The sequence below is a fragment of the Roseateles sp. genome, assembly GCF_036486225.1.
Lineage (GTDB): Bacteria > Pseudomonadota > Gammaproteobacteria > Burkholderiales > Burkholderiaceae_C > Roseateles.
The window spans coordinates 1-24935 of sequence record NZ_DASVNZ010000026.1 but is presented as its reverse complement, the minus strand read 5'-3'; the positions used below and the strand labels follow the sequence as shown (position 1 = coordinate 24935).

Below are 24935 nucleotides of genomic sequence, written 5' to 3'. Positions count from 1 at the left end.
CGTCGACATCAAGGAGGTTTCCGATGAAGTTCTCCGTTCTGATCCGTTCGCTCGCTGCCGCGATGGCGCTCGCCGGCGGGGCCCACGCCGCCGTACCGCTGCCCTCGCTCAACATCGACAAGACCCAGATCACCGTCTCGGGTCTGTCCTCGGGCGGCTTCATGGCCAACCAGCTCGGTTACGCGCATTCATCGACATTCAAGGGCATCGGGGTGTTCGCCGCCGGGCCGTACAACTGCGCCGGCCACAGCAACTACACCGCCTGCATGTACAACGCGACGATCTCGTCGTCCGCGTTGAACACGATGCAGGCCGACCTCAACAATTGGAGCGGCACGGCGATCGACGCCAAGAGCAACGTCGCCTCGCAGAAGGTCTTCCTGTTCGTCGGCCTGAGCGACACGACCGTCGGGCCCAATCCGATGAACGCGGTGCAGACGCAGTACCTCAACAACGGCGTCACGGCGGCCAACCTGGAATACGTCCAGCGCAGCGGCGCCGCCCACGTGTTGCCGACCGACTTCGACGCCACCGGCAACAACGGCTGCGGCAGCAGCGCGTCGCCCTACATCGCGAACTGCGGCTACGACGGCGCGAAGGCGGTGCTCACCAAGCTCTACGGCACGTTGAGCGCGCGCAACAACAGCCCCGCCGCGGCCAACTACATCGAGTTCGACCAGACCGCGTTCAGCACCAACCCCGGCCTGGCCGCGACCGGCTGGGCCTATGTGCCGGCCAACTGCGCGGCGGGGCAGGTCTGCAAGCTGCATGTCGCGCTGCATGGCTGCCAGCAGAACTACGCCACCATCGGCGACAAGTTCGTGAGGAACACCGGCTTCTCACGCTGGGCCGACACCAACAACATCGTCGTCCTGTTCCCGCAGACGAAGGTCGACAACACCTCGCGGTCGACCGCCGCCAGCGGCCTGCTGCCCAATCCGAACGGCTGCTGGGACTGGGTCGGCTGGTACGGCTCGAACTTCGCGCAGAAGGCCGGCACGCAGATCGGGGCAATCAAGGCGATGGTGGACAAGGTCGCCGGCGGAACGACGGGCAACCCCGGCGACCCCGGCGATCCTGGTGATCCTGGTGATCCGGGCACGCCCGCGACCTGCTTCACCGCGTCCAACTACAACCACTCGATCTCCGGCCGCGCGTACGCGCTGTACGGCATCACCTACGCCAACGGCTCCAACCAGGCCATGGGTCTGTGGAACATCTTCGTCACCACGACGTTGAAGCGGACCGCGCCCAACTACTACGTGATCGGCACCTGTCCCTGATGCTGGAGACCCGCGACCTCACCATCCGCTTCGGCGGTCACACGGCGGTGGACCGCGTCAGCTGCACCTTCCATCCGGGCACGCTGACGGCCATCGTCGGGCCCAACGGCGCCGGCAAGACGACCTACTTCAACCTGATCTCGGGGCAGCTTGGCGCAAGCGAGGGTCGGGTGCTGCTCGACGGCGAGGACCTGACGCGCCTGGCCGCGCCGCTGCGCACGCGGCGCGGCCTGGGCCGCGCCTTCCAGCTGACGCAGTTGTTCCCGACCTTGAGCGTGCTCGAGAACGTGCGCCTGGCCGTGCAGTCGCGGCGCGGGGAGGGCCTGAGGATGCTCTCCGTCTGGCTGAACCATCGCGAGCTGCTCGATGAGGCGCGCGTGATCGTGGAGCGCGTGCGGCTCGGTCATCGCATCGATCTGCCGGCCGCGAGCCTGCCGCACGGCGACCAGCGCAAGCTGGAGGTCGCGATGCTGATGGCGCTCAAGCCCAAGGTCTACCTGTTCGATGAACCGACCGCAGGCATGAGCGTCGACGAGGTGCCGGTGATCCTCGACCTGATCCGCGCGCTGAAGGCGGAAGGGACGCACACGATCCTGCTGGTCGAGCACAAGATGGACGTGGTGCGGGAGCTGGCCGATCGCATCGTCGTGCTGCACAACGGGCAGCTCGTCGCGGATGGCGAGCCCGAGGCGGTGATCGCTTCGCCGGTGGTGCAGAACGCCTATCTGGGGCTGGCGATGCCGGAGGTCGCATGAGCGTCGCCGCCACGACGAACGCGCCTGCGAGCATGCCCGCGAGCACGCCGCTGCTGCGGCTCGAAGGCGTACACACGCACATCGGGGCGTATCACATCCTGCACGGCGTCGATCTGGCCGTCGTCGAGGGCGAGGTCACGATGCTGCTCGGCCGCAACGGCGCCGGCAAGACGACGACGCTGCGCACGGTGATGGGGCTGTGGCGCGCGAGCGCGGGCCGCGTGCTGTTCGACGGTTGCGAGATCCAGGCCGTGCCGACGCCGGAGATCGCGCGCTTGGACATCGCCTATGTGCCCGAGAACATGGGCATCTTCGGCGAGTTGACGGTGCGCGAGAACCTGCTGCTCGCCGCGCGGAAGGCGCGCTCGCTCGATGATCTCGACACCACGCGGCTGGACTGGCTGTTCGGGCTCTTCCCGGCGCTGCGCAAGTTCTGGCTGTATCCGGCCGGCAAGCTCAGTGGCGGGCAGAAGCAGATGCTGGCGATCGCGCGCGCGATGGTCGAGCCGCGGCGGCTGCTGCTGATCGACGAGCCGACCAAGGGGCTCGCGCCGGCGATCATCCGCAACCTCATCGACGCGCTCGGCGAGATCAAGCGCGGCCGCGACGGCGCGCGCACGACAGTGCTGCTGGTCGAGCAGAACTTCATGGTCGCCCGCGCGCTGGGCGACGGCGTGGCCGTGATGGACGACGGCCGCGTCGCGCATGCCGGTCGCATGGCCGATCTGGCCGACGACGAGGCGCTGCAGCAGCGGCTGCTCGGACTTTCCCTGGCGGCACACCAATGACCCCGACTTCGACTCAGACGTCGACATCGACATCGACATCGACATCGACATCGAGCCCGACCGACGCCGTGCCCAAAGCGCGCTTCGACGCGATCCCGCTGCTGCTGGTCGTCGTGCTGGCGCTGGCGGCCCTGCCGCTGATCGGCTCGATGTCGAGCTGGGCCACGCTGACGATCGCCGGCCTCGCGATGGGGCTGATCGTCTTCGTCATCGCCTCGGGCCTGACGCTGGTCTTCGGCCTGATGGACGTGCTGAACTTCGGCCACGGCGTCTTCATTGCGCTGGGCGCCTTCGTCGCCACGACGGTGATGGGCCCCATGAACACCTATGGCGGCTTCGTGTCGAGTCCGTCGCTCACGGTCAACCTGGCCGCGGTGGCCGTCGCGGCGCTCGCGGGCATCGTCAGCGCGGCGGCGCTGGGCCTGGTCTTCGAGCGCGTGCTGGTGCGTCCCGTCTACGGCATGCACCTGAAGCAGATCCTGATCACGATGGGCGGGATGATCATCGGGGAGGAACTGATCAAGCTGGTCTGGGGCGCGCAGATGATCCCGCTGCAACCGCCGGAGTCGCTGCGCGGCGCGCTGGTGCTCGGCGATGTGGCGGTCGAGAAGTTCCGCCTGCTGGCAGTCGTCGTCGGCCTCGCGGTCTTCATCGGGCTGCTGTGGCTGCTCAACCGCACCAAGCTCGGCCTGCTGATCCGCGCCGGCGTCCAGGACCGCGAGATGGTCGAGAGCCTCGGTTACCGCATCCGGCGGCTGTTCGTGGCGGTGTTCGTCGCCGGCTCCGGCCTGGCGGGGCTGGGCGGCGTGCTGTGGGGGCTCTATCAGCAGAGCGTGATCCCGCAGATCGGCGCACAGGTCAACACGCTGATCTTCATCGTGATCATCATCGGCGGGCTGGGCTCGACGCTGGGCTGCTTCGTCGGCGCGCTGCTGGTCGGCCTGATGGCCAACTACTGCGGCTTCCTCGCGCCCAAGGTGGCGCTGTTCTCCAACATCGGGCTGATGGTCGCCGTGCTGCTGTGGCGGCCGCAGGGCCTCTATCCGGTCGGCCACCGTTGATCGGAGCCGCCTTCCCATGAACCTCCTCCGATCCCTGCTCCGTTCTCTGCCCCGTGCCATGCTGTCACACGACCTGCCGCGCAGCCGCGTGCTGGCGGCGCTGCTGCTGCTCACGGTGCTCGGACTCGCGTTCGCGCCGTTCGTGTTTCCGGGGACCAAGGCGCTCAACGTGGCGGCCAAGATCCTCGTGTTCATCGTGCTCGTGGGCAGCTACGACCTGCTGCTCGGCTACACCGGCATCGTGAGCTTCGCGCACACGATGTTCTTCGGCATCGGCGCCTACGGTGTCGCCATCGCGAGCTCGCGCATGGAGCCGGGCTTCGCGGCGCTGGCCGTCGGCATCGGCGGCGCGCTGGCGGTCTCGCTGCTGCTCGCGCTCGTCATCGGGCTGTTCTCGCTGCGCGTGAAGGCGATCTTCTTCGCGATGATCACGCTGGCCGTCGCGGCGGCGTTCCAGGGCCTGGCCTCGCAGCTGTCCGATTTCACCGGCGGGGAGGACGGGCTCAACTTCCGGCTCCCGGACCTGCTCTCGCCGTCGACCGAGTTCCTCGAGGATCCCGTGCTGGGGGTGTCCATCGACGGCCGGCTGCTGACCTACTACCTGCTGTTCGTCGTCGCCGTGGTGCTGGTGCTGGCGCTGCTGCGCATCGTCAACTCGCCGTTCGGCCGCGTGCTGCAGGCCATCCGCGACAACGACTTCCGCGCCGAAGCCATCGGCTACCGGCTGGTGACCTACCGCACGCTGTCGACGCTGCTGGCGGCGGTCTTCGCCACGCTGGCCGGCGCGCTGCTGGCGATCTGGCTGCGCTACAACGGACCGGACACGTCGCTGTCTTTCGAGATCATGCTGGACATCCTGCTGATCGTCGTGATCGGCGGCATGGGCACGATCTACGGCGCGGTGATCGGCAGCGCGCTGTTCGTGCTGGCGCAGAGCTACCTGCAGGACCTCATGCGGATCGGCGCATCGGCGGTGGAGGGCGTGCCGGTGCTGTCGCAGCTGATCTCCCCGGAGCGCTGGCTGCTGTGGCTGGGCGTGCTGTTCGTGCTGGCCGTGTATCACTTCCCGAACGGACTGGTCGGGCGCCTGCGGCAGGCGAGGAGGGGATCGTGAAGTCGACGTCGAACTACCTGCGCTGCGAAGGCCGCGAGATTCATCTCCAGGCCTGGGGCGAACCGGGCGCCGAGCCGGTGATCGCCTGGCACGGCCTGGCGCGCACGGGGCGCGACATGGACGAACTGGCGGCCCACCTCGCGGGGACGGGGCGCTACTTCGTGGTGTGTCCCGACACCCTCGGAAGAGGGCTGTCCCAGTGGAGTCCGGATCCGGACCACGAGTACTGTCTCGCGTTCTACGTGAAGCTGGCGGTGGCGCTCGTCGATCAGCTGGCGTTGTCGGAGTTCCACTGGATCGGCACCTCGATGGGCGGCGCGATCGGACTGCTGGCCGCGGCGACCTCGCTGCGCGGGCGCGTCCGTCGGCTGGTGCTCAACGACATCGGCCCGGAACTCGCGGAACCGGCGATCCAGCGCATCCGCAGCTACGCGGGGTCGCCGTCGGCCTTCGACACGGTGTCGGAGCTGGAACAGTACTTCCGCCAGATCTACCAGCCCTACGGCTGGATGAGCGACGCGCAATGGCGGCGATTGACGGAGAGCTCCGTGCGTCGGCTGCCCGACGGTCGCGTGACGCCGCACTACGACCCGGCGATGGTCCGCCAGTTCTTCGTCCATCCGGACGATTACAAGCGCTGGACCGAGTGGGACTCGCTGAGTCTGCCGGTGCTCTGCCTGCGCGGCGAGAGCTCGGATCTTCTGCTGCCGGAGACGGCCGACGCGATGCGCGTGCGCGGGCCGCGGGCGGAGGTGGTGGTGATCCCGGGCTGCGGCCACGCGCCAGCGCTGAACGTGCCGGAGCATTTCGCGATCGTGCAGCGGTTTCTTGAGAGCGGGTGAGCGTGCGACATGCGAGGGCTCATCGCTTGATGAGCCACCCCAATACGCCCCCGAACACGGCGGTGAGCGTGGACAACGCCCATTGGCGGTTTTCGTCGATCACGCACTGGTCTCGAAGCGTGAACAGGCTGAAGCCGACGAGCACCATCAGGATGATGATGCTCACAAAGAAAAGACCCAGGTCCTTGATTCGGCGGGTGCGTGCATCTGCCCGAGATTCGGGGATGCCCACCTTGGCATCGATCAGTTGGGCAGCCTTCGAGGTCGCGTCCTCGCTGCTCATGTCAGATCCAGTTGACCTGCGTCTTCAGATGATGCTCGTGGCCCTCGTCGACAAATCCGAGGATCCGGCCATACCGAACCTCGCGGCGCAACTTGAAGTAGGTGTAGAGCGCGCGGTCGATCACTTCCATTTCAGAACGACGGTCTTCACGTGCGGCCCAGCGAATGTCGTCGTAGGCGGCGTCGGTCAACGTGGCGGTCAACGGGACTGGCATGCAGCATTCCTTTCACATCGACACCCGGACATCGGGTGCGGATCGAAAGTGGAGCACGCAGGCAGCGCTCAACGCCAGCGCCGCGACGGGGGATTCGCGGAAGCTTTGCGCGCCGTCAAAGACCCTCGAAATAACGGGCGTCCCCCCGTTGTGGCGACGCCTCGTCCCTCGTCGGAAGGATCCCGTGCGGGGGTCAGTCGTTGAGCTGCGGCAGATCCAGCCAGCGCGCCAGGCGGCGGCGCAGCGTCAGGAAGTCCAGCGGCTTGGTCAGGTGCTCGTCCATGCCGGCCTTCAGGCTGTCCGCCACGTCGCTGTCCAGCGCATGCGCCGTCAGCGCCAGGATGGGGAAACGCGGCAGCCGTCCCTGCGCCTGCTGCTCCCGCAGCCGGCGCGCGCATTCCAGGCCGTCCATGCCCGGCATCTGGATGTCCATCAGCACCAGGCTGGGGGCGGCCTGCTCGCACAGGTCCAGCGCTTCCTGGCCGTTGCGCGCGAGTTGCGTCTTCAGACCCATCAGCGCCAGGAACTCCAGCGCGACGACCTGGTTGATCGGGTTGTCCTCGACCAGCAGCACGAAGGGCTCGCCGGGCGCCGGACGCTGGCCTGAGACGGAAGGATCGGTCATCGTGGACGGGGGCGCGGGCTTGGCGGACGCGTCCGAGGTCATCAAGACCAGCGTGGTCTCGGAACTCTCGGAAAAAGGATGACCGTCGTTTCTGTCCATGTCGCTTGTCGTCCCCGATCCGATCGGGATGCGGGTTTTCCCTAGAAAAGTCGTCCGCCGTTCGGGTGTGACCGGCAGCGTGTGTTGCTCGGCGACGACGGGGTCCATTGTTGCCGCACGCCGCGAAGACTAGCAAGTGTGCGGAAGTCATCAATCGGAGGCCTTGACAAGAGGTAGCCGAAGGCTTCCTGAGCGGTCGCCCGTTTGCAATTGCTTACCACTGTGTCGTGGCGGCCGCCACGCGCCGGGCCTTGCCCCTGGTTCGCCCACCCGTTCGGCCCCTGCTGCCAATCCGGGGTCCGGCGCTCCCTAGAATCACCGCCCACTGCCTTTTTCGAGGCGCGAGAGCCGACACCACATGTCCGATTCCGATATCCGCATCCGGGGCGCCCGGCAGCACAACCTCAAGAACCTCGACCTGGACATCCGGACGGGGGAACTGACGGTGGTGACCGGGCCCAGCGGGTCGGGCAAGTCCAGCCTGGTCTTCGACACGCTGTATGCCGAGGGCCAGCGCCGCTACGTGGAGACCTTCTCCGCCTACGCGCGCCAGTTCCTGGACCGCATGGACCGCCCGGCGGTCGACAAGGTGGAGGGCGTGCCCCCTGCCATCGCCATCGACCAGACCAACCCGGTCCGCACCAGCCGCTCCACCGTCGGCACGATGACGGAGCTCAACGACCACCTGAAGCTGCTGTTCGCGCGCGGCGCGGCGCTGTTCGACCGCGAGACCGCGCTGCCGGTCCGTCACGACACGCCGCAGACGATCTACGCCGAACTGCTGGCGCGCACCGTCGGCGACGACCCGCGTCTGGTGCTGACCTTCCCGGTCGAGCTGCCCGAGTCGGTCAGCGCCGGAGAAGTCGAGCAATGGCTGTCCGCTTCGGGCTTCACGCGCGTGCAGTCCGAGCGCGTCGTCAACGGACGCAAGGTGCTGGACGTCGTCGCCGACCGCTTCCGCATCCAGGGCGTCGAGCAGGCGCGCGCCATGGAGGCAATCGAGCTGGCGCTCAAGCGCGGCAGCGGCCGGCTGACGGTGCATGTGCTCAGCGCCGAGGAGGGCGTCGAGCCCACGCTGTGGCGCTATTCCACCGGCCTGCATTGCCCGGAGAGCGACATCCGCTACGCCGATCCGCAGCCGGCGTTGTTCTCGTTCAACTCGGCGATGGGCGCCTGCGAGACCTGCCGCGGCTTCGGCCGCGTGATCGGTGTGGACCTCGGCCTGGTGATCCCCGACGAGCGCAAGACCCTGCGCGGCGGCGCGATCAAGCCGATGCAGACGCCCGCCTGGAAGGAGAGCCAGGACGACATGCTGAAGTACGCCGGCGATGCCGGCATCCCGCGCGACACGGCGTGGAACCAGATGACGCCGGCCCAGCGCGACTGGGTCATCGGCGGCAGCCCGAACTGGAACGGCAACTGGAACAAGCAGTGGTACGGCGTGAGCCGGTTCTTCGAGTACCTGGAGAGCAAGGCCTACAAGATGCACATCCGGGTGCTGCTGTCCAAGTACCGCAGCTACACCGAGTGCCCGACCTGCCGCGGCGCGCGGCTCAAGACTGAAGCGCTGCTGTGGCGCGTCGGCTCGAAGGCGCTGGCCGACGCGGCCTTGCCGGCGGACAAGCGCTTCATGCCGGAAGGCGTCAAGTGGACCCGCGCGCAACTGGAAGCGCTGCCGGGCCTGTCGGTCCACGACCTGATGCAGCTCCCGATCCATCGGCTCAGACGCTTCATGGACGAGCTGCAGCTGCCCGGCACGCTGCTGGACGAGGCGCTGAAGCTCCTGCTGGACGAGATCCGGAACCGGCTGAAGTACCTCGTGGACGTCGGCATCGGCTATCTGACGCTGGACCGGCAGAGCCGCACGCTGTCGGGCGGCGAGGTGCAGCGCATCAACCTGACGACGGCGCTGGGCACCTCGCTGGTCAACACGCTGTTCGTGCTGGACGAGCCCAGCATCGGCCTGCATCCGCGCGACATGAACCGCATCGTCGAGGCGATGCAGCGGCTGCGCGACGCGGGCAACACGCTGGTCGTCGTCGAGCATGACCCGGCGGTGATGCTGGCGGCGGACCGCCTGATCGACATGGGCCCGGGACCGGGCCAGCAGGGCGGACAGATCGTCTTCGATGGCACGCCGGAGCAGATCCGTTCGGCCGACACCCTGACCGGCTCCTACCTCGGTGCGCGCAAACACGTGGGCATGGGCCTCAAGCGCGTGGTCGAGGAGAGCACGCCGCGCCTGATCCTCGAAGGCGCGCGCGAGCACAACCTCAAGAACGTCAGCGTCGAGTTCCCGTTGCAGCGCATGGTGGCGGTGACGGGCGTGTCCGGCTCGGGCAAGAGCACGCTGATGCAGGACGTGCTGTATCCGGCGCTGGCGCGCTGGTTCGGCCAGGCCACCGAGACGCCCGGCCAGCACGACCGGCTGCTGGGCGCGGACTGGCTGGCCGACGCGGTCTTCGTCGACCAGTCGCCGATCGGCAAGACGGCGCGGTCCAACCCGGCGAGCTACGTCGGCGTCTTCGACGAGATCCGCAAGCGCTTCGCCGACACGACCATGGCCAAGGAGCGCAGCTACGGCGCCGGCATGTTCAGCTTCAACGCCGGCGATGGCCGCTGCCCGACCTGCGGTGGCTCGGGCTTCGAGCACGTCGAGATGCAGTTCCTGTCCGACGTCTACCTGCGCTGCCCCGATTGCGACGGCAAGCGCTTCCGCGCCGAGCTGCTCGAGGTCAAGCTCGAGCGCGCCGGCCGGCAGCTCAGCGTCTCCGACGTGCTGGAGCTGACGGTGGCCGAGGCGCTCCACGTCTTCAGCGTCGACCGCGAGGTGCTCAACAAGCTGCAGCCGCTGTCGGACGTCGGGCTGGACTACCTGACGCTGGGTCAGCCGGTGCCGACGCTGTCGGGCGGCGAGGCGCAGCGGCTCAAGCTCGCCGGCTACCTGGCCGAAGCGGCCTCCAAGCCGCGCCAGGCGACGGCCACCAAGGGCACGCTGTTCCTGTTCGACGAACCGACGACGGGCCTGCACTTCGACGACATCGCCAAGCTGATGCGCGCAATGCGCAAGCTGCTGTCGGCGGGGCATTCGCTGATCCTGATCGAGCACAACCTCGACGTGATCCGTGCGTCGGACTGGGTCATCGACCTCGGTCCGGAAGGCGGCGAGGACGGCGGTCTGGTCGTCGCGACCGGTACGCCGGAGCATCTCAAGGACCATCCCACCTCGCACACAGCGAAGGCGCTGCGTGAGTACGCGCTGGAGATGGACCGCGCGCCGGTCAAGGTCTCGGAAGGCCGCCCACTGCAGTCGCTGCTGCGCCGGCGCCGCCAGGAAGACGAGGTGATCCGCATCGTCAACGCGCGCGAGCACAACCTGAAGTCGGTCGACGTCAGCATCCCGCGCGGCAAGTTCAACGTCGTGACCGGGGTGTCGGGCTCGGGCAAGAGCACGCTCGCCTTCGACATCCTGTTCAACGAGGGCCAGCGCCGCTATCTGGAATCGCTGAACGCCTACGCGCGTTCGATCGTGCAGCCGGCGGGCCGGCCCGAGGTCGACGCGGTGTGGGGCATCCCGCCGACCGTCGCGATCGAGCAGCGCCTGTCCCGCGGCGGTCGCAAGAGCACGGTCGCGACGACGACCGAGGTCTGGCACTTCCTGCGCCTGCTCTACGTGAAGCTGGGCGTCCAGCATTGCGCGCACGACGGCACGCCGGTCAAGCCGCAGAGCGTCGAAGCCATCGCCGCGCAGCTGCTGCGCGACTACAAGGGCAGGCACATCGGGCTGCTCGCGCCGCTGGTGGTCAACCGCAAGGGCGTCTACACCGACCTCGCGAAATGGGCCAAGCAGCGCGGCCACACCCACCTGCGCGTGGACGGCGAGTTCCTGCCGACCAGCCCGTGGCCGCGTCTGGACCGCTTCAAGGAGCACAGCATCGAGCTGCCGGTCGGCGACATGAAGATCACGCCGGAGACCGAGGCCGAGCTGCGCGAGCTGCTGGCCAAGGCGCTGGACCACGGCAAGGGCGTGGTGCATGTGCTGTCGCCGCTGGACGGCCTGCACGACGCGCTGCGCAGCGGCAAGGCGACGCGTGGCATCGGCGAGCTGCGCGTCTTCTCCACCAAGCGGGCGTGCCCGCAATGCGGCACCAGCTATCCGGAGCTGGACCCGCGGCTGTTCAGCTACAACTCCAAGCACGGCTGGTGCACGACCTGCGTGGGCACGGGCCTGGCGCTGACGCGGGAGCAGCGCAAGGCGCTGGACGACACGCAGCAGGACAAGGACAACCGCGGCCGCGAACAGAGCTTCCCCGCGGAGGAAGCCGAGATCGAGGACCTGAGCGACGCGCCGTGTCCCGATTGCCACGGCGCGCGGCTGAATCCGGTGGCGCGCGCGGTGAGCTTCGAGCACGAGACGATCGGGACGGTCGCGTCCTGGAGCGTGAAGGAGGCCCGCGAATGGATCGCCGCCCTGACGCTGACGGGACGTGACGCGGAGATCGCGCGGGACGTGGTCGTCGAGATCAAGGGGCGCCTGGAGTTCCTGGAGGAAGTGGGACTCGGCTACCTGACGCTGGACCGCGCGGCGCCGACCCTGTCGGGCGGCGAGGCGCAGCGCATCCGTCTGGCGGCGCAGCTCGGCAGCAACCTGCAGGGCGTCTGCTACGTGCTGGACGAACCCACCATCGGCCTGCACCCGCGCGACAACCAGATCCTGCTGAAGGCGCTGGCCACGCTGGGCGACAAGGGCAACACGCTGGTGGTCGTCGAGCACGACGAGGACACGATCCGTCGCGCCGACCACATCATCGACATCGGCCCGAGCGCGGGCAAGCGCGGCGGTCGCGTGATCGCCGAAGGCACGGCCGAGGAGATCGCGAAGAACCCCGATTCGCTCACGGGACGTTTCCTGTCGAGACCGCTGGTGCATCCGCTGAAGGAGCGCCGCGTGATGGAGGCGGACGCGCCGAAGCTGACGGTGCTGAACGCCTCGCTGCACAACCTGCGCGGGGTGACGGTGGACGTGCCGCTGCACCGGCTGGTGGCGATCACGGGGGTGTCGGGCTCCGGCAAGTCGACGTTGGCGCGCGACGTGCTGCTGGCCAACATGGCCGCGGCGGTGCCGCTGCGCCGGGCGCCGTCGAAGTGGGTGGGCTGCGACGCGGTCGTGGGCCACGCGCAGGTGGACCGCGTGCTCGAGGTCGACCAGACGCCGATCGGCAAGACGCCGCGCAGCTGCCCGGCGACTTACATCGGCTTCTGGGACGCGATCCGCAAGCTGTTCGCCGAGACGCTGGAGGCGAAGGCGCGGGGTTACGCGCCGGCACGCTTCAGCTTCAACACCGGCGAAGGCCGTTGCCCGGGCTGCGAGGGTCAGGGCATGCGCACGATCGCGATGAGCTTCCTGCCGGACGTGAAGGTGCTGTGCGACCAGTGCCACGGACAGCGTTTCAATCCGGAGACGCTGGCGGTGAGCTGGCGCGGCAAGAGCATCGGCGAGGTGCTGCAGATGGAGGTCGACGAGGCGGTGGAGTTCTTCGCTGCGATGACCTCGATCTCGCATCCGCTGAAGCTGCTGCAGGACGTGGGGCTGGGTTACCTGACGCTGGGGCAGCCGAGCCCGACGCTGTCGGGCGGCGAGGCGCAGCGGATCAAGCTGGTGTCCGAACTGGTGAAGGTGCGCGACGACGTCACGCGCCGCGGCCAGAAGGCGCCCCACACGCTGTACGTGCTGGACGAGCCGACGGTCGGGCTGCACATGGCGGACGTCGAGAAGCTCATCCGCGTGCTGCACCGGCTGGTGGATGGCGGACACAGCGTGGTCGTGATCGAGCACGACCTCGATGTGATCGCGGAAGCGGACTGGGTGCTGGACCTCGGACCGGAAGGCGGCTCGGCGGGCGGGCTCGTGGTCGCGCAAGGGCGGCCGGAGACCTTGGTCGAACAGGGGACGCACACCGGGAAGGCGCTCGCGCCGGTGCTGGCGCGGCGGTGAGTGTTCAAGCGACCGCTTCGGCGGTCGCCTGGTCGAGCTCGCTCAAACGTCCGGATACGCCCTGATCTCGATCAGATGCCTGTTCGGATCGTTGAAGTACAGCGTCGGCGCCGCGCCTCGGGCGCCGATCTCTTCACCGGGGCCGGTGTTGGTGCCGACCGCGTGGAAGCTGGGCCCGTAGCCGATCCCCGCCGCCTTCACGCGCTCGAAAATGCGATCGAACTCCTCGGGAGAGACCGAGAACGCGTAGTGCTCCATCCCGGGCGTGCCCCACGGCGCGAGTTGCAGCTGGCAATCGCGGCCGACGCGGATCACCGTGAACGGACCCGAGGCGCCTTCGTTCGTGAAACCCAGGATGCCGACGTAGAACGCGAGGCTGTCGGCGAGGTCGTTGACCTTGAGGATGAGGTGATCGAGGACGGCCATCGCGGCGCTTCCGGATCGATCGTTGGGTCCGCGCGCGGCGAGACGCTCAATGCGGCTTGCGCCGCTGCCGCTGCTCGAAGTCGTCGCCGTGATAGACGTTGCCGTCCCAGGTGCCCGAGCGGTTCTTGGCGCGGGCGATCGCGTCCAGTGCCGCATCGTGGGCCGCGCGGCGGCGGTCGCGGGAATTGAAGCGGCCACGCAGACTGAAGCCGCTCACGCGCAGTCCGGTCCGCTTCAGCCAGGCGCGCCACGCCAGTTGATGCCGGCGCGGCAAGGCCATGTCGATCGCGAGGAACACGCAGGTCAGCAGACCGAGAGTGGCGAGGACTTGGGCGAACATACGTCGGCGCTGTGAATCACACCTTGCTGGTGTGTAAGCCGACCACTATACGCGAGGCCCCGCGACCCGTCTGTCAGTCGCGATGCCGGCCGTGTCCGTTGCCGTGGCCGCCCCGATCGCCTCTATCGCCCCGGTCACCGCGATCACCGCCGCGGTCCCAGCCGCCACGGTCACCGCCACGATGGTCGTCGCGGCGTTCGTCCCAGCGGCGGCCTTCCCAGCCGCGGCGGTCGTCGCGATGGTCGTGCCAGTCGCGGCGGCCGTCCCAATGATCGCGGCGCGGCGGATCCCAGCGCGGCGGGGGCGGCGCGTACACCGGCATCGGATGCACATGCGGGCGGCCGTAATACGCCGGCGCATAGGCGCGGGAGTACCAGCCCTCCTGCACGAAGTACACCTGCCGGCCGCAGGCGCCGTAGTAGCCGCAATGACGCGCCCAGGAGCGGTAGTGCCCCGGCGGCACACGCAGGTAGAGCGGAGGCGCCGGCGCATACACGCGCTCGATCACCATCGGCTGCGCGTACACCACATCGGGCCGGACGTTGCCCACGTCGATCCGGCCATAGAAGCCCGGTTGGCCGACGCTGATGGACACGCCCACGTCGCCCGCGAAGGCCGCCGGCGCGCCCAGGGCGCCGGCCGTCAGCGCCACGGCGCCGAGGATGCGTTGAATCAGGTGCTTCATCGAATACCTCTTTCTGGTGCCTCCGGTTCGCTTCGCGACCTTTCCCCCTGCCGGAGGTCATGGGCGAGGCGTCCGGAAAGGGCCTGCCTAGGGAAAGTATGGACAGTTAACGCGCGCTTGACGGATGTGGTGGACATCGCAGCGGTAAGCAGTTGTTGACCGTGTCCCTAGAATCCCGCGTCCCCCGCCGACCCTGCGGGACGTGGAGCAACGATTGAAGCAATGGATCCTGACTTCCCTGGCGCTGGCGACCCTGGCGACGGGGCTGATCACCAGCGAGGCGTCGCTGGCGCAGACGGCCGCCGCACCGGTGGCCGTGACCAACCGGCCGCTGACGCTGGAGCAGCTGTTCCGCGCCGAACCTTATCGCGGCGAGTCCGCCAAGGACGCCAAGTTCAGCGCGAGCGGCCGTTACGTCGCCTACCTGTGGAACCCGTTCGGCGAGCCGGGCAGCGACCTCTATGTGCATGACACGCAGACGGGCAGGACGCTGCGCCTGACGTCGCCGACGCTGATGGCTGCGGTGGAGACGCCCGAGAACCTGGACCGCTACGCGAAGAAGCTCAAGCAGAAGCGCGACGAGCTGACCGAGCGCCAGGCCCGTGAGGAGGCGCAGGCCGCCTACCTGCGCGGCGAGGCGGTGGATCTGGAGCAATGGGAACGCAAGGCCATCGACGAGTTGAAGGTCGAACTGGCCGAGCGCAAGTCGCGCGAGGAGGCCCGCAAGGCCGCCGAGAAGGCCGCCTGGGGCGACGCTCCGGCCGCCGCCGCGGCCCCCGCGTCCGGTGCTTCGGCGCCCGAGGCGAAGAAGCCGGCCAAGGATCCCAAGGACATGGCGCTCTGGGAGCTGCGCGACGAGCTGAAGAAGAAGCGCGAGCGCGAGAAGCTCAAGCCCGAGGACCTGTACCCCGGCGTGTCGCAGTTCGTGTGGGCGTCCAAGGGCGAGGAGCTCGTGCTGTCGTACCGCGGCCAGCTGCTGCGCTGGAAGGCGGGCAGCGAGCGCGCCGAGCCGCTGCTCGCCACGGGCCGCACGCTCAAGCCGGTGGCCTACGCGCCGGACGACCAGTTCCTGATCGTCCAGGACGAGACGCGCGTGCTGCGCGTGCGCCTGGCCACGGCCGGCATCGAGGTGATCAACCGCGAGCTGTTCAATCCGGACGACGAGGACCGCAAGTTCAAGATCGCCCAGACCGCGATGAGCGAGGACGGCCGCTGGATGGCGCTGGTCGCCAACGCGCCGCTGGTCGGCGCCGACGGCAAGCCGCTGCCCAAGCCGGGCCGGCAGGTCGAGATCATGAACTTCAACGACCGCTGGGCGACCGCGAAGAAGGTCGACCGCGAGGTCTCCGACGACAAGCGCGGCGTGCCCTCGATGGCGATCTACATCCGCAAGGTGCCGACGCCCGGCGCCGCGCCGGAACGCCAGCCGCAGCCGGTGTTCACGCATCCGGGCGGCGACAGCTGGTTCGAGATCTCGCCGGTGGTGTGGGCCCGCGACGGCAGCGTCTACGCCTTCACCACCTTCGAGCGTGAGAAGGACCTGTTCCGTGTCTACCTCGGCAAGCCGGGCGAGGCGAAGCCGGAGATGGTGCTGGAGCGCCGCGCGCCCATCCACCACGAGCTGGTCAACGTGATGACGCCGTCGTTCACGCCGGACTCGAAGCAGCTGGTGCTGATCCTGGCCGACAACGGCTGGCGCCAGCCCTACGCGATGAGCCTGGCGGCCGGCGCCGACCGGTCGGTGAAGCCGCTGCTGACGGGCGAGTTCGAAGCCTTCCAGGTGCTGGGCTTCACGCCGGATGCGAAGACGATGTTCGTCGTCGCCAACAAGGACGACTACGCGGCGATGAACGTCTGGCGCGTCGACCTGAAGGACGGCCGCATGACGGCGCTGGGCCGCTCGCCGGACTACCACCGCAACGCGGTGGTGGCGCGCAACGGCCAGTGGGCCGCGGCGGTGGCCGGCAACTGGGCCGAACGTCCCGAGCTCAAGCTCCTGAAGGGCCAGGCCCCGGCGGCTGGCGTGGAGGCGGGTAAGCTGTTGACGCAAAGCCACGACCCCGCCTGGGCGCAGGTCGACGTGCTGCGTCCGGAGCGCTTCAGCTTCAAGAACCGCCACGGCGACACCATCCCCGCCTACGTCTTCAAGCCGCTGGGCTGGGCGCCCAGCGACAAGCGCGCGGCGATCGTCTACACCTACGGCGGCCCGCTGAACGACCGCCACTCGGTCGAGACCGACAGCTTCCAGCCGACCGGCTACGTCTTCGCGATGTACATGGCGGCCAAGCACGGCTACGTCACGGTGACGGTGGACCCGCGCGGCCACTCCAACTACGGCGAAAAGTTTGCCGACGCGAACTGGGAGAAGCCGGGCGCGCCGCAGACTGAAGACCTCGAGGACCTGGCCGCCTACATGAAGGCCAACCTGGGCGTCGATGGCGCGCGCATCGGCCTGAACGGCTGGAGCTTCGGCGGCTTCCAGACCCAGTACACGATGTACACCAAGCCCGACCTGTTCGCGGCCGGCATCGCGGGCGCAGGCCCGACGGAATGGGAGAACTACAACAGCTGGTACAGCGGACGCACCATCGGCAAGGTCGATCGGACCAAGCCCGTGCTGCGCAAGTACTCGCTGCTGCCGCTGGCCAAGAACCTCAAGAAGCCGCTGCTGCTGGTGCACGGGATGCAGGACCCGAACGTCCTCTACCAGGACACCGTCAACGTGTACCGCGCGCTGCTGGAGTCGGGCAAGGAAGGGCTGGTTGAACTCTTCCTCGATCCGGACGGCGAACACGCGCTCGGCGGCGCAGTGAAGGCCGTGGGCTGGCATCGGAAGTACGAGCAGTTCTGGCTGCGGAACCTGGGAGCGGCGCAGCAGAAGTGATGCTGTAGCGGCGGGTGGGGCGGCTCCCACCTGTCGCGGTGGTGGTGACAACGCCTACCTGCTGAGGTCAAGCGTTGGCCGCCAGGTCGCAGGGCTGTCGGACCTGCGGCCCTCCAGCGCTCGCGGGCGTCGTCCAGTCCACTGGACTGGACTCGGTCCCGCTCTCCCCCGGCCGCAAGGGCCGAAACCCCGCGACCTGCCGTCCCCCATCAGCCCCGCACTTCGTCGGTTTTGCGACCGAGGACTGCGGGGCTTGTCGTTTCCGAGATCAGGGCGCCGCGACGACCGTCTTCACGCGCTCACCCACCTTGGGCAGCGCTTCGCCGCCATAGCGGCCGTTGAGCAGCTTCAGTTGCGCCTCGGTGATCACCGAGGTCTTCGCCATCTCGGCGAAACCGCCGGCCGGGTAGGGCCGCAGCGCGACCTTCCACGGCTTGGCCAGCTTCCTGTCATCGGCCGTCAGCGCGCGGAAGCTCTCTTCCGCCTGTGTGAGCGCGGAACGTCGCGCCTGCAGCGACTGCCCGTCCTTCGCCGCGTAGACCAGCGCGTACACCGCGCCCTTGGCGCTCGTGATCAGCGTGATCTCGGCATTGCCGCGCTGGCCCTGCGCGTTCTTGCGCACGCCGCTGAAGTGCGTGGCCTTCAGGCCGTTGATCGTCTTCGCGTCCGTGCGACCCTGTTCCGCGCCCCAGCGGCGCAGGATGTCGTCGTGCACCGTGCCCGCCTTCTCCGGTACCGGCTGCAGGATCAGCGCCGCGTCGCGTTGCGGGCTCATCACCGTCAAGGTCTCGCTGCCGTTCTGCAGCGCCCAGCCGGCGGGCGCCGTCAGCGCGATGTCCAGCGTCGGATGCAGGAACTGCTGGCCGCGCACCAGCCCCTGCGAGGGGCTGTCGCCGAAGACCATGCCGTCGATCGCCTGCAGGAAGGCCGCGCGGTTCTCGTCGACCGGCTTGTCGCCGGTGAGTTGCGCCGCCTCGTCGCGGATGCGCTGCAGGCGCTGCTCGTTGCTCGGGTGCGAGGCCAGCCAGCTGTTGCCGCTCTGCGGCTGCTTGCCCTGCGCTTTGGCCTGATCGGCGGCGAACTGCTCCTGGTCCTTCAAGACCTGGATCACGTCGACCATGTGCTTCGGGTCGTAGCGGTTGCGCGAGAGGTATTCGGCGCCGAGCTGGTCCGCCTGCAGTTCCTGCTCGCGGCTGTAGGAGGCGATGTAGCCCGCCGCGGCGTTCTGCGAGACCTGGCCCGCGAGGTCCGTCGCGCCGCTGACGCCGCGCGACTCCAGCACTGCACCCAGCACCGTCGCCGCCAGCACGCCGATGCCGGCGTTCTGCTGGCGCGTCGCGCGCTGCGCGCCGTGGCGCGCGGTGACGTGGCCGATCTCATGGCCCATCACGCCGGCGAGGTCGGCCTCGTTCTCCATGTACGCGAGGATGCCCCGCGTCACGTAGACGTACCCGCCCGGCAGCGCGAAGGCGTTGACCTCCGGACTGTCGAGCACGGTGAAATGCCACTCGAGTTCCGCCCGGTGCGATTGCGCCGCCAGCTTGTTGCCCAGCGCGGTGACGTAGGCCTGGAGCTTCGGGTCGTCGACGACCGAATACTCCTTGAGCACGTCCTGGTGCGCCTGCTTCCCCGTCGCGACTTCCTGCTGCGGACTCATCGCGCTGCGTTCGGTGCGGCCGGTGACGGGGTTGACGACGTTGGTGCCGCAGCCGGCGATCGTCAGCAAGGCGGCGGTGGCCAGCACCGCGATCGGGAAGTTGCGCTTCATCGGAACCAGCGATGGTTGAGGAGAAGGGCGCCCGGTCGTTCGACCGGGCCTGTGGTCAGTCGAGCTCGCCGTTCAGGCGTTCACTCGGCCTGCGAACGCAGCGTCCACAGTGTCAGCACGCCTTCCGGCACCTCACGGCTGAGCGCGTCGCGCCAGTGCAGGTCGGTGAGCTTTTCCTGGTCCTCGGCGCTGAGCTGGCTCTCGTCGCCGCCCAGCAGGGCGATCGGCGCGAGCGCGGCCGCGGTCTTGACGTGGTCGAACAGCGGCGTCCACGCCTCGCCGTCCTGGTCGACGCCGATCATGAAGCCGGTGCACCAGTCCTCGGCGTCCACCAGCTGCTGTTCGCCTTCCTCGGCGACGCTGAAGATGGGCTCCCATTCATCCTGCTTGGAGGTCCACTGCACCGACAGGCTGTGCACGTGGCGCAGCAGCAGCAGGGCGATCTTCTTGCGCTGCTTGCCGCTGGGGAACGGGTCGCCGCCGCCCCACACCGGGCTCATCCACTCGGCGCCGGGCTTGTCGCTCAGCGGCAGCGGGCTCAGCAGCTGCGCGCTGAGGTAGCCGTCCAGCGCCTCGATGTTCATCGCGGCGTCGTTGTCCAGCTCGGACAGGAAGTCGTCCAGGTCCGACAGCTCGTCGTCGGTCAGCGGGGTGTAGAGGGCCTTGTCAGGCTGGTACTGCGGAAAGTCCATGTCGGATCCTGGAGAGTCGGGCGATGTTCAGTGGAATCGGTGGATTCAGCGGGCTCAGCCGTGCCGGCCGTGACGGCTCTTGGGCTTGCGGCCGTCCATGTCGGTCAGCTGCGTCTTGAGCAGCGCCATCAGCACGCGGGCGTTGGCCTCGGTCAGGACGAGCAGGGTGCTCGGCTCGATGCCGTCGACCGGCTCGCGTTCCCTGACCAGGGCGTCCAGCTTGAAGGTCACCAGGCCGCTGGTGGAGGAATTCGAGGCGCCCTTGAGCTTCTGGACTTCGATGTGATGCGTCTTCATGGGCGTCATTCTCGGCGATGACGCAGGCGCTGGATACCGGTGACCACCGCCACGACGACGATGCCCGCCAGGATGCCGGCGATGGCGTCGCCCAGCACTTCGACGACCGTCCGGACGAAGCCGGTGACCCCCAGCGCTTCGACGACGTGCTGGATCGCGTGGTGCAGGAAGGGCGCGCCGTGCGTCAGGATGCCGCCGCCGACCAGGAACATCGCCGCCGTGCCCGCCACCGACAAGGCCTTCATCAGCCACGGCGCCAGCCACAGCAGGCCGCGGCCCAGCGCCTGCTGCCAGGCGGCGGCCTTGCGGCTCAGCCAGAGACCGGCGTCGTCCAGCTTGACGATGCCGGCGACCAGGCCGTAGACGCCGATCGTCATGACGATGGCGATGCCGGACAGCACCAGCAGACGCGTCGTGAAGGTCGCGTCGGCCACCGTGCCCAGCGTGATCGCGATGATCTCGGCGGACAGGATGAAGTCGGTGCGGATCGCCCCCTTGACCTTGTCGCGCTCCAGCGCGGCGAGGTCGATGGCGGGGTTCTGGATCGCCTCGGAGAGCGCCGCTTCATGGGCGTCGTCCTCGGCGGTGTGCAGCCACTTGTGGGCGAGCTTCTCGACGCCCTCGAAGCAGAGGTAGGCGCCGCCGATCATCAGCAGCGGCGTGACCAGCCAGGGCGCCCAGGCGCTGATCGCCAGCGCGGCCGGGACCAGGATGGCCTTGTTGAGCATGGAGCCCTTGAAGACGCCCCAGACCACCGGCAGTTCGCGGTCGGCACTGACGCCGGTGACCTGCTGCGCGTTGAGCGCCAGATCGTCGCCCAGGACGCCGGAGGTCTTCTTGGCGGCCATCTTGGAGAGCAGGGCCACGTCGTCCAGGACCGTGGTGATGTCGTCGAGCAGTGCGAGCAGGCTGGAGGCCATGGCGGAAGAGTCCCGTTCCCTGAAAGTGATGATTTGTGCGAAGCCCGCCTTTGTACCGCAAGCCGCCGGGCTTTCAGGCCGCGGACAGCGGTTTCTCCGCCCTCGCAGCCCCTCGCGACCGTCACGGAATTGAAGCCGGTGGCACACTCCTGCGTCATGAAACGCCGCACCGCCTCCTTGCTGTTCGCCGCCGCGCTCGCCGCGGTGTCCGTGACCTCGGTCCACGCCGCCGACGCCGCCTCGGGACCCGGTCCCTACGACGAGCAGGCCGACGCCCGCGCCGACATCAACAACGCCGTCGCCCGCGCCGCCAAGGACGGCAAGCAGGTGCTGGTGGTCTACGGCGCCAACTGGTGCAAGGACTGCCTGGCGCTGAACAAGGGCTTCAAGGACGGTCACCTCGGCGCCGCCGTCGACAAGCGCTTCGTGACGGTGAAGGTCAACGTCGGCCGCTTCGACAAGAACGTGGACGTCGCCAACCAGATGGGCGTGACGCTGAAGAAGGGCATCCCGACCGTCGCGGTGATCGGCGCCGACGGCCAGGTCCTGGGCACGACCAAGGGCGGCGAACTCGCCGACGCCCGCAACATGGGCGAAGACGCCGTGTTGACGGTGCTGGAGTCGCTCGGCAAGAGCTGAATCGGCTTGCGGGATTCATGCGTAGGCAGGCATTCCGCCGTCCGGAAGGTGGGTTCCAGGTTTTGCTGTTGAGTCCTGACCCCCGATAGCGCTCCGGCTATCGCCGGGCTCTTCCGGCGATCCCTTCCGCGCTGCAGCACGCCCGCAGGCCCCGCGATCAGGGGTCAAGTCTTGCGTCCGGCCTGGAATCCCGGCCCGGACGCTTGTCTTTTGTGCGGCCATCGCCTATTTGTTGGGCATGGCCAGGCCCCTACGCATCGAGTTCCCCGGCGCCGTCTACCACGTGGCGACGCGTGGCGACGCGCATGTCTTCACCGACGACGAGGATCGCCAGGCGATGCTCGGGCTGATCCAGCAGGCGGCGGAACGCTTCGACGCCCAGGTGCTCGCCTATGGACTGGGCCGCGAACACTACGAACTGCTGCTGTTCACCCGGCAGGCGAACCTCTCCCGCCTGATGCGCCATTTGAACGGCGTGTACACGCAGGCGCACAACCGGCGCCATGGGCAGATCGGGCACGTCTTCCAAGGGCGGTTCAAGGCCGTGCTGGTGGACCGCGAGCATCTGCTGCTGGACGCCTGCCGCTATGTGGAGTTGATCGGGCGGCGTGCCGGGCTGGCGTCCTCGCCGACGGCCTGGCGCTGGAGCAGCCTGCAAGCACACGCTGGTCTGGTGACTGCGCCGGACTGGTTGGAAGTCGACGGCCTGTGGACCAACGTCCTGGGCCGTGTGCCGCAGAACGCGGCGGATCGCCGCAAGGCCGCGCAGCGTTACCAGGCGATCGTGGAAGCCGAGCCTGACCTGGACATCTGGACGCAGCTGCGTCACCAGATCTTCCTGGGCGATGCGGCGTTTGTGCAGCGGACGGTGCGGCTCAGCGAGCACCCGCCACGCACGCCGCGCCCGCGTCGCTGGGGCGATTGGCTCAAGTCCAGCGGCAGCCGGGAAGAGGCGCTGTATCGCGCGCACACCGAAGGTGGTCAGTCGATGACCGAACTCGCGCGTGAACTGGGACTTTCAGTGTCTCGAGTGAGCCGGCTCATCGCCGGCCATGAGCGTCAGCGCTGAAAAGCCGCTGAAGGCTCAGTGCAGGGCCCGCGCAGGGGCTGCCGGGCAAGCTGCTACCGATTCATCCGACTCGGCCGCCTCGTTCCAGGCGGCCGTTGTCATTTCGCGAGCAGCGCTCAACTGGTGACAGAGTTCGGCAACGCCCAGACCGTCGGCTTCGCCTTCGGGCATGGGCAGGGCGGAGACTTCGCCCGGCAGATCCGCCAGGGCACCCAGCAACTGGAACAGCAGTTCCAGATCCGGCTCGGCGTCCGGCGCCCGCTGCTGGCGAGCCAGCCCCAGGCTGCGGCACAGGTAGAAGCAGGCTTCCGCCGCCTGATCCGACATCGCGTGCGACATCGCCAACTGCTCCAGCGACTCGGCCCGCGCCGCCTGGGCGGCCGGATCGTCCGAGCGATCCGCCAACGCGTCCAGCGCAGCGGATGCCGGCGGCACGGCGATCAGATCGTCGTCCTGGGGCAGCAGCGGAGAAGCAGTCTTGGAGTTCGCCATGAGAGTTCAGCTGGGGAACAGCGGTTCAGCCAATCAACGAAGCGGATGCTAGGCAGCTACCGGCAAACGCGCCTCCCACAGCTCGGGGGGAACCCCCGAGGCGCAAGCGCCCGGGAGGCCGGTTCACGTGAACTTGTCACACTTCGTGACACGAACAGACCGAGCTTAAGGCGTTTCTTCGCTGGTTTGGGTGAATCACTTCGCCTTCTTGGGGCGGCTCCAGCCTGAAATCACGGTTTGTCTGCCCCGCGCCACAGCCAGGCCGCCGGGTTCGACGTCCTTGGTGATGGTCGAACCGCCGCCGATGGTGGCGCCGTCGCCCAGCGTGACGGGGGCGACCAGCACGCAGTTCGAGCCCACGTGGACGTCCGCGCCGATGGTCGTGCGATGCTTGTTGGCGCCGTCGTAGTTGGCCGTGATGCTGCCGGCGCCGTAGTTGACGCGCTCGCCGACGGTGGCGTCGCCCAGGTAGGCCAGGTGGTTGGCCTTGGCGCCCTTGGCCAGCGTCGAGTTCTTCACCTCGACGAAGTTGCCGATGTGGACTTCCGCGCCCAACTGGGCGCCCGGGCGCAGCCGCGCGAACGGGCCGATCAGCGCGCCTTCGCCGACGCTGGCACCGGCGGCTTCGCCGTCGATGTGGGTGAACTCGTGGATGCGGGCGTTGGCGGCGATCGTCGCGTTGCGGATCACGCAGTTCGCGCCGATGCGCACGCCGTCACCCAGCGTCACCTGGCCTTCGAAGACGCAGTTGACGTCGATCTCGACGTCCTTGCCGCAGGTCAGCGTGCCGCGCAGGTCGAAGCGCGACGGGTCGGCCAGGCGCACGCCAGCGGTCATCAGGGCCTCGGCCTGGACGAGCTGGAAGCGACGCTCCAGTTGAGCGAGCTGCGAGGGGCTGTTGACGCCCAGCACCTCCGTCTCGTCGCGCGTCTTCACACCGACGACGGGGACGCCTTCTGCGACGGCCATCGCGACGATGTCGGTCAGGTAGTACTCGCCCTGCGCGTTGTTGTTGTTCAACTGACCGACCCAGCGCTTCAGCGCTTCGGTCGGCGCGGCCATGATGCCGGTGTAGCACTCGCGGATGCTGCGCTGCGCATCGCTGGCGTCCTTGTGCTCGACGATCGCCTTGACCGCTTCTCCCTCGCGGACGATGCGGCCGTAGCCGGTCGGGTCGGCGTACTCGATGGTTAGCAGCACGAGCTTGTCGCCGCCGCAGGCCTCGACCAGCGCGCGCGTGGTCGCGGTGCTGATCAGCGGGGTGTCGCCGCTGAGGATGAGGGTGCTGCCGCCGGCGACCAGCGCCGGGACCGTCTGCTGGATCGCGTGGCCGGTGCCGAGCTGCGGCTCCTGACGCACGAAGCGCAGGCCCTCGCCGCCGACGGCGGCTTCGACCTGGTCGGCGCCATGGCCGGTGATGACGATGCGGGCGTCCGCGGCCAGCGCGGCGGTGTTGCCGAGCACGTGCTGGAGCAGACCGCGACCGGCGAGCTTGTGCAGCACCTTGGGCAGGCTGGACTTCATGCGGGTGCCTTTGCCCGCGGCCATGACGACGATGTTCAGCGACATAAGAAGAATCGCGGTTCCCTGTTGGAGAGACCGCGATTATCGGGGTCGCCCGCGACGCGCTTCACGACGTCGCGGTGACCGGTTGTCGCCGCTTG

Annotated in this window: 22 protein-coding genes; 10 read left to right on the top strand and 12 right to left on the bottom strand. The window is 68.5% G+C overall.

The features are described from left to right. The first annotated feature begins 23 nt into the window (after positions 1–23). From VF536_RS02515 to VF536_RS02490, 6 genes are read left to right on the top strand one after another with little or no spacing between them, the layout of a single operon-like run. Positions 24–1283 carry a hypothetical protein gene (locus tag VF536_RS02515; RefSeq protein ID WP_331613207.1) on the top strand — a complete coding sequence of 420 codons (1260 nt, stop codon included), beginning with the start codon at positions 24–26 and terminating at the stop codon, positions 1281–1283. Beyond that, positions 1283–2038 (top strand): ABC transporter ATP-binding protein, encoded by a 756-nt coding sequence (locus tag VF536_RS02510; RefSeq protein ID WP_331613206.1) that lies wholly within the window; start codon positions 1283–1285, stop codon positions 2036–2038. The genes VF536_RS02515 and VF536_RS02510 overlap by 1 nt, the downstream gene beginning before the upstream one ends. Further along, a complete protein-coding gene (locus VF536_RS02505; protein ID WP_331613205.1) occupies positions 2035–2826 on the top strand; it encodes an ABC transporter ATP-binding protein in 792 nt (263 codons plus the stop codon). Before VF536_RS02510 ends, VF536_RS02505 begins: the two co-directional genes overlap by 4 nt. Next, positions 2823–3887 (top strand): branched-chain amino acid ABC transporter permease, encoded by a 1065-nt coding sequence (locus VF536_RS02500; protein WP_331613204.1) that lies wholly within the window; start codon positions 2823–2825, stop codon positions 3885–3887. The genes VF536_RS02505 and VF536_RS02500 overlap by 4 nt, the downstream gene beginning before the upstream one ends. A 58-nt stretch (positions 3888–3945) precedes the next feature. Further along, complete coding sequence (locus VF536_RS02495) at positions 3946–5001, top strand: branched-chain amino acid ABC transporter permease (protein ID WP_414710264.1); 1056 nt, start codon at positions 3946–3948, stop codon at positions 4999–5001. Next, a complete protein-coding gene (locus VF536_RS02490; protein WP_331613203.1) occupies positions 4998–5843 on the top strand; it encodes an alpha/beta hydrolase in 846 nt (281 codons plus the stop codon). Before VF536_RS02495 ends, VF536_RS02490 begins: the two co-directional genes overlap by 4 nt. A gap of 19 nt (positions 5844–5862) precedes the next feature. On the opposite strand, the gene VF536_RS02485 is transcribed toward VF536_RS02490, so the two are convergent. The 3 genes from VF536_RS02485 to VF536_RS02475 form a co-directional block, all read right to left on the bottom strand. Then, positions 5863–6126, bottom strand: coding sequence for a hypothetical protein (locus VF536_RS02485; RefSeq protein WP_088404996.1), 264 nt, complete (start codon positions 6124–6126; stop codon positions 5863–5865). Between the two features lies 1 nt (position 6127). Then, positions 6128–6340 carry a hypothetical protein gene (locus VF536_RS02480; protein WP_331613202.1) on the bottom strand — a complete coding sequence of 71 codons (213 nt, stop codon included), beginning with the start codon at positions 6338–6340 and terminating at the stop codon, positions 6128–6130. A 193-nt stretch (positions 6341–6533) separates the two neighbouring features. Then, positions 6534–6965: a response regulator gene (locus VF536_RS02475; protein ID WP_331613201.1), complete on the bottom strand. Its 432-nt coding sequence runs from the start codon at positions 6963–6965 to the stop codon at positions 6534–6536. A gap of 457 nt (positions 6966–7422) precedes the next feature. Here VF536_RS02475 and uvrA point away from each other — a divergent pair, with 457 nt between their 5' ends. Continuing rightward, positions 7423–13059 carry an excinuclease ABC subunit UvrA gene (gene uvrA / locus VF536_RS02470; protein ID WP_331613200.1) on the top strand — a complete coding sequence of 1879 codons (5637 nt, stop codon included), beginning with the start codon at positions 7423–7425 and terminating at the stop codon, positions 13057–13059. Between the two features lie 42 nt (positions 13060–13101). Here uvrA and VF536_RS02465 read toward each other — a convergent pair whose 3' ends face one another. The 3 genes from VF536_RS02465 to VF536_RS02455 form a co-directional block, all read right to left on the bottom strand. After that, on the bottom strand, positions 13102–13485 hold the full coding sequence (locus tag VF536_RS02465) for a VOC family protein (RefSeq protein WP_331613199.1): 384 nt from the start codon (positions 13483–13485) through the stop codon (positions 13102–13104). A 46-nt stretch (positions 13486–13531) separates the two neighbouring features. Continuing rightward, complete coding sequence (locus VF536_RS02460; RefSeq protein ID WP_331613198.1) at positions 13532–13825, bottom strand: hypothetical protein; 294 nt, start codon at positions 13823–13825, stop codon at positions 13532–13534. 73 nt (positions 13826–13898) lie between these two features. Then, a complete protein-coding gene (locus VF536_RS02455) occupies positions 13899–14510 on the bottom strand; it encodes a hypothetical protein (RefSeq protein WP_331613197.1) in 612 nt (203 codons plus the stop codon). A 214-nt stretch (positions 14511–14724) separates the two neighbouring features. On the opposite strand from VF536_RS02455, the gene VF536_RS02450 reads away from it, so the two are divergent. Then, on the top strand, positions 14725–17394 hold the full coding sequence (locus tag VF536_RS02450) for a S9 family peptidase (protein WP_331613196.1): 2670 nt from the start codon (positions 14725–14727) through the stop codon (positions 17392–17394). Between the two features lie 268 nt (positions 17395–17662). Here the strand turns inward: VF536_RS02450 and VF536_RS02445 are convergent, their stop codons facing one another. The 4 genes from VF536_RS02445 to VF536_RS02430 form a co-directional block, all read right to left on the bottom strand. Next, positions 17663–19162 (bottom strand): M48 family metalloprotease, encoded by a 1500-nt coding sequence (locus VF536_RS02445; protein WP_331613195.1) that lies wholly within the window; start codon positions 19160–19162, stop codon positions 17663–17665. Positions 19163–19242: 80 nt separating this feature from the next. Continuing rightward, a complete protein-coding gene (locus VF536_RS02440) occupies positions 19243–19854 on the bottom strand; it encodes a UPF0149 family protein (protein WP_331613194.1) in 612 nt (203 codons plus the stop codon). A gap of 54 nt (positions 19855–19908) precedes the next feature. Further along, positions 19909–20151, bottom strand: a complete 243-nt coding sequence (locus VF536_RS02435) for a hypothetical protein (RefSeq protein ID WP_331613193.1) — start codon at positions 20149–20151, stop codon at positions 19909–19911. 5 nt (positions 20152–20156) lie between these two features. Further along, positions 20157–21071, bottom strand: a complete 915-nt coding sequence (locus tag VF536_RS02430) for a DUF808 domain-containing protein (RefSeq protein ID WP_331613192.1) — start codon at positions 21069–21071, stop codon at positions 20157–20159. 156 nt (positions 21072–21227) lie between these two features. Between VF536_RS02430 and VF536_RS02425 the strand changes: the two genes are divergently transcribed. Further along, positions 21228–21710, top strand: coding sequence for a thioredoxin family protein (locus VF536_RS02425; RefSeq protein ID WP_331613191.1), 483 nt, complete (start codon positions 21228–21230; stop codon positions 21708–21710). Between the two features lie 238 nt (positions 21711–21948). Then, the gene (locus VF536_RS02420; RefSeq protein WP_331613190.1) at positions 21949–22779 is read left to right on the top strand and encodes a transposase; all 831 of its coding nucleotides are present in this window, start codon (positions 21949–21951) and stop codon (positions 22777–22779) included. Positions 22780–22794: 15 nt separating this feature from the next. On the opposite strand, the gene VF536_RS02415 is transcribed toward VF536_RS02420, so the two are convergent. Continuing rightward, entirely contained in the window at positions 22795–23271 is a 477-nt protein-coding gene (locus VF536_RS02415) for a hypothetical protein (RefSeq protein WP_331613189.1), read from the bottom strand. A gap of 195 nt (positions 23272–23466) precedes the next feature. After that, positions 23467–24840: a bifunctional UDP-N-acetylglucosamine diphosphorylase/glucosamine-1-phosphate N-acetyltransferase GlmU gene (gene glmU, locus VF536_RS02410; protein WP_331613188.1), complete on the bottom strand. Its 1374-nt coding sequence runs from the start codon at positions 24838–24840 to the stop codon at positions 23467–23469. Positions 24841–24935 lie beyond the last annotated feature (95 nt).

Coding starts and splice junctions, on each gene's coding strand:
- VF536_RS02515 (WP_331613207.1), top strand. CDS start 24: ATGAAGTTCTCCGTTCTGATCCGTTCGCTCGCTGCCGCGATGGCGCTC.
- VF536_RS02510 (WP_331613206.1), top strand. CDS start 1,283: ATGCTGGAGACCCGCGACCTCACCATCCGCTTCGGCGGTCACACGGCG.
- VF536_RS02505 (WP_331613205.1), top strand. CDS start 2,035: ATGAGCGTCGCCGCCACGACGAACGCGCCTGCGAGCATGCCCGCGAGC.
- VF536_RS02500 (WP_331613204.1), top strand. CDS start 2,823: ATGACCCCGACTTCGACTCAGACGTCGACATCGACATCGACATCGACA.
- VF536_RS02495 (WP_414710264.1), top strand. CDS start 3,946: ATGCTGTCACACGACCTGCCGCGCAGCCGCGTGCTGGCGGCGCTGCTG.
- VF536_RS02485 (WP_088404996.1), bottom strand. CDS start 6,126: ATGAGCAGCGAGGACGCGACCTCGAAGGCTGCCCAACTGATCGATGCC.
- VF536_RS02480 (WP_331613202.1), bottom strand. CDS start 6,340: ATGCCAGTCCCGTTGACCGCCACGTTGACCGACGCCGCCTACGACGAC.
- VF536_RS02475 (WP_331613201.1), bottom strand. CDS start 6,965: ATGACCGATCCTTCCGTCTCAGGCCAGCGTCCGGCGCCCGGCGAGCCC.
- uvrA (WP_331613200.1), top strand. CDS start 7,423: ATGTCCGATTCCGATATCCGCATCCGGGGCGCCCGGCAGCACAACCTC.
- VF536_RS02465 (WP_331613199.1), bottom strand. CDS start 13,485: ATGGCCGTCCTCGATCACCTCATCCTCAAGGTCAACGACCTCGCCGAC.
- VF536_RS02460 (WP_331613198.1), bottom strand. CDS start 13,825: ATGTTCGCCCAAGTCCTCGCCACTCTCGGTCTGCTGACCTGCGTGTTC.
- VF536_RS02455 (WP_331613197.1), bottom strand. CDS start 14,510: ATGAAGCACCTGATTCAACGCATCCTCGGCGCCGTGGCGCTGACGGCC.
- VF536_RS02445 (WP_331613195.1), bottom strand. CDS start 19,162: ATGAAGCGCAACTTCCCGATCGCGGTGCTGGCCACCGCCGCCTTGCTG.
- VF536_RS02440 (WP_331613194.1), bottom strand. CDS start 19,854: ATGGACTTTCCGCAGTACCAGCCTGACAAGGCCCTCTACACCCCGCTG.
- VF536_RS02435 (WP_331613193.1), bottom strand. CDS start 20,151: ATGAAGACGCATCACATCGAAGTCCAGAAGCTCAAGGGCGCCTCGAAT.
- VF536_RS02430 (WP_331613192.1), bottom strand. CDS start 21,071: ATGGCCTCCAGCCTGCTCGCACTGCTCGACGACATCACCACGGTCCTG.
- VF536_RS02425 (WP_331613191.1), top strand. CDS start 21,228: ATGAAACGCCGCACCGCCTCCTTGCTGTTCGCCGCCGCGCTCGCCGCG.
- VF536_RS02420 (WP_331613190.1), top strand. CDS start 21,949: ATGGCCAGGCCCCTACGCATCGAGTTCCCCGGCGCCGTCTACCACGTG.
- VF536_RS02415 (WP_331613189.1), bottom strand. CDS start 23,271: ATGGCGAACTCCAAGACTGCTTCTCCGCTGCTGCCCCAGGACGACGAT.
- glmU (WP_331613188.1), bottom strand. CDS start 24,840: ATGTCGCTGAACATCGTCGTCATGGCCGCGGGCAAAGGCACCCGCATG.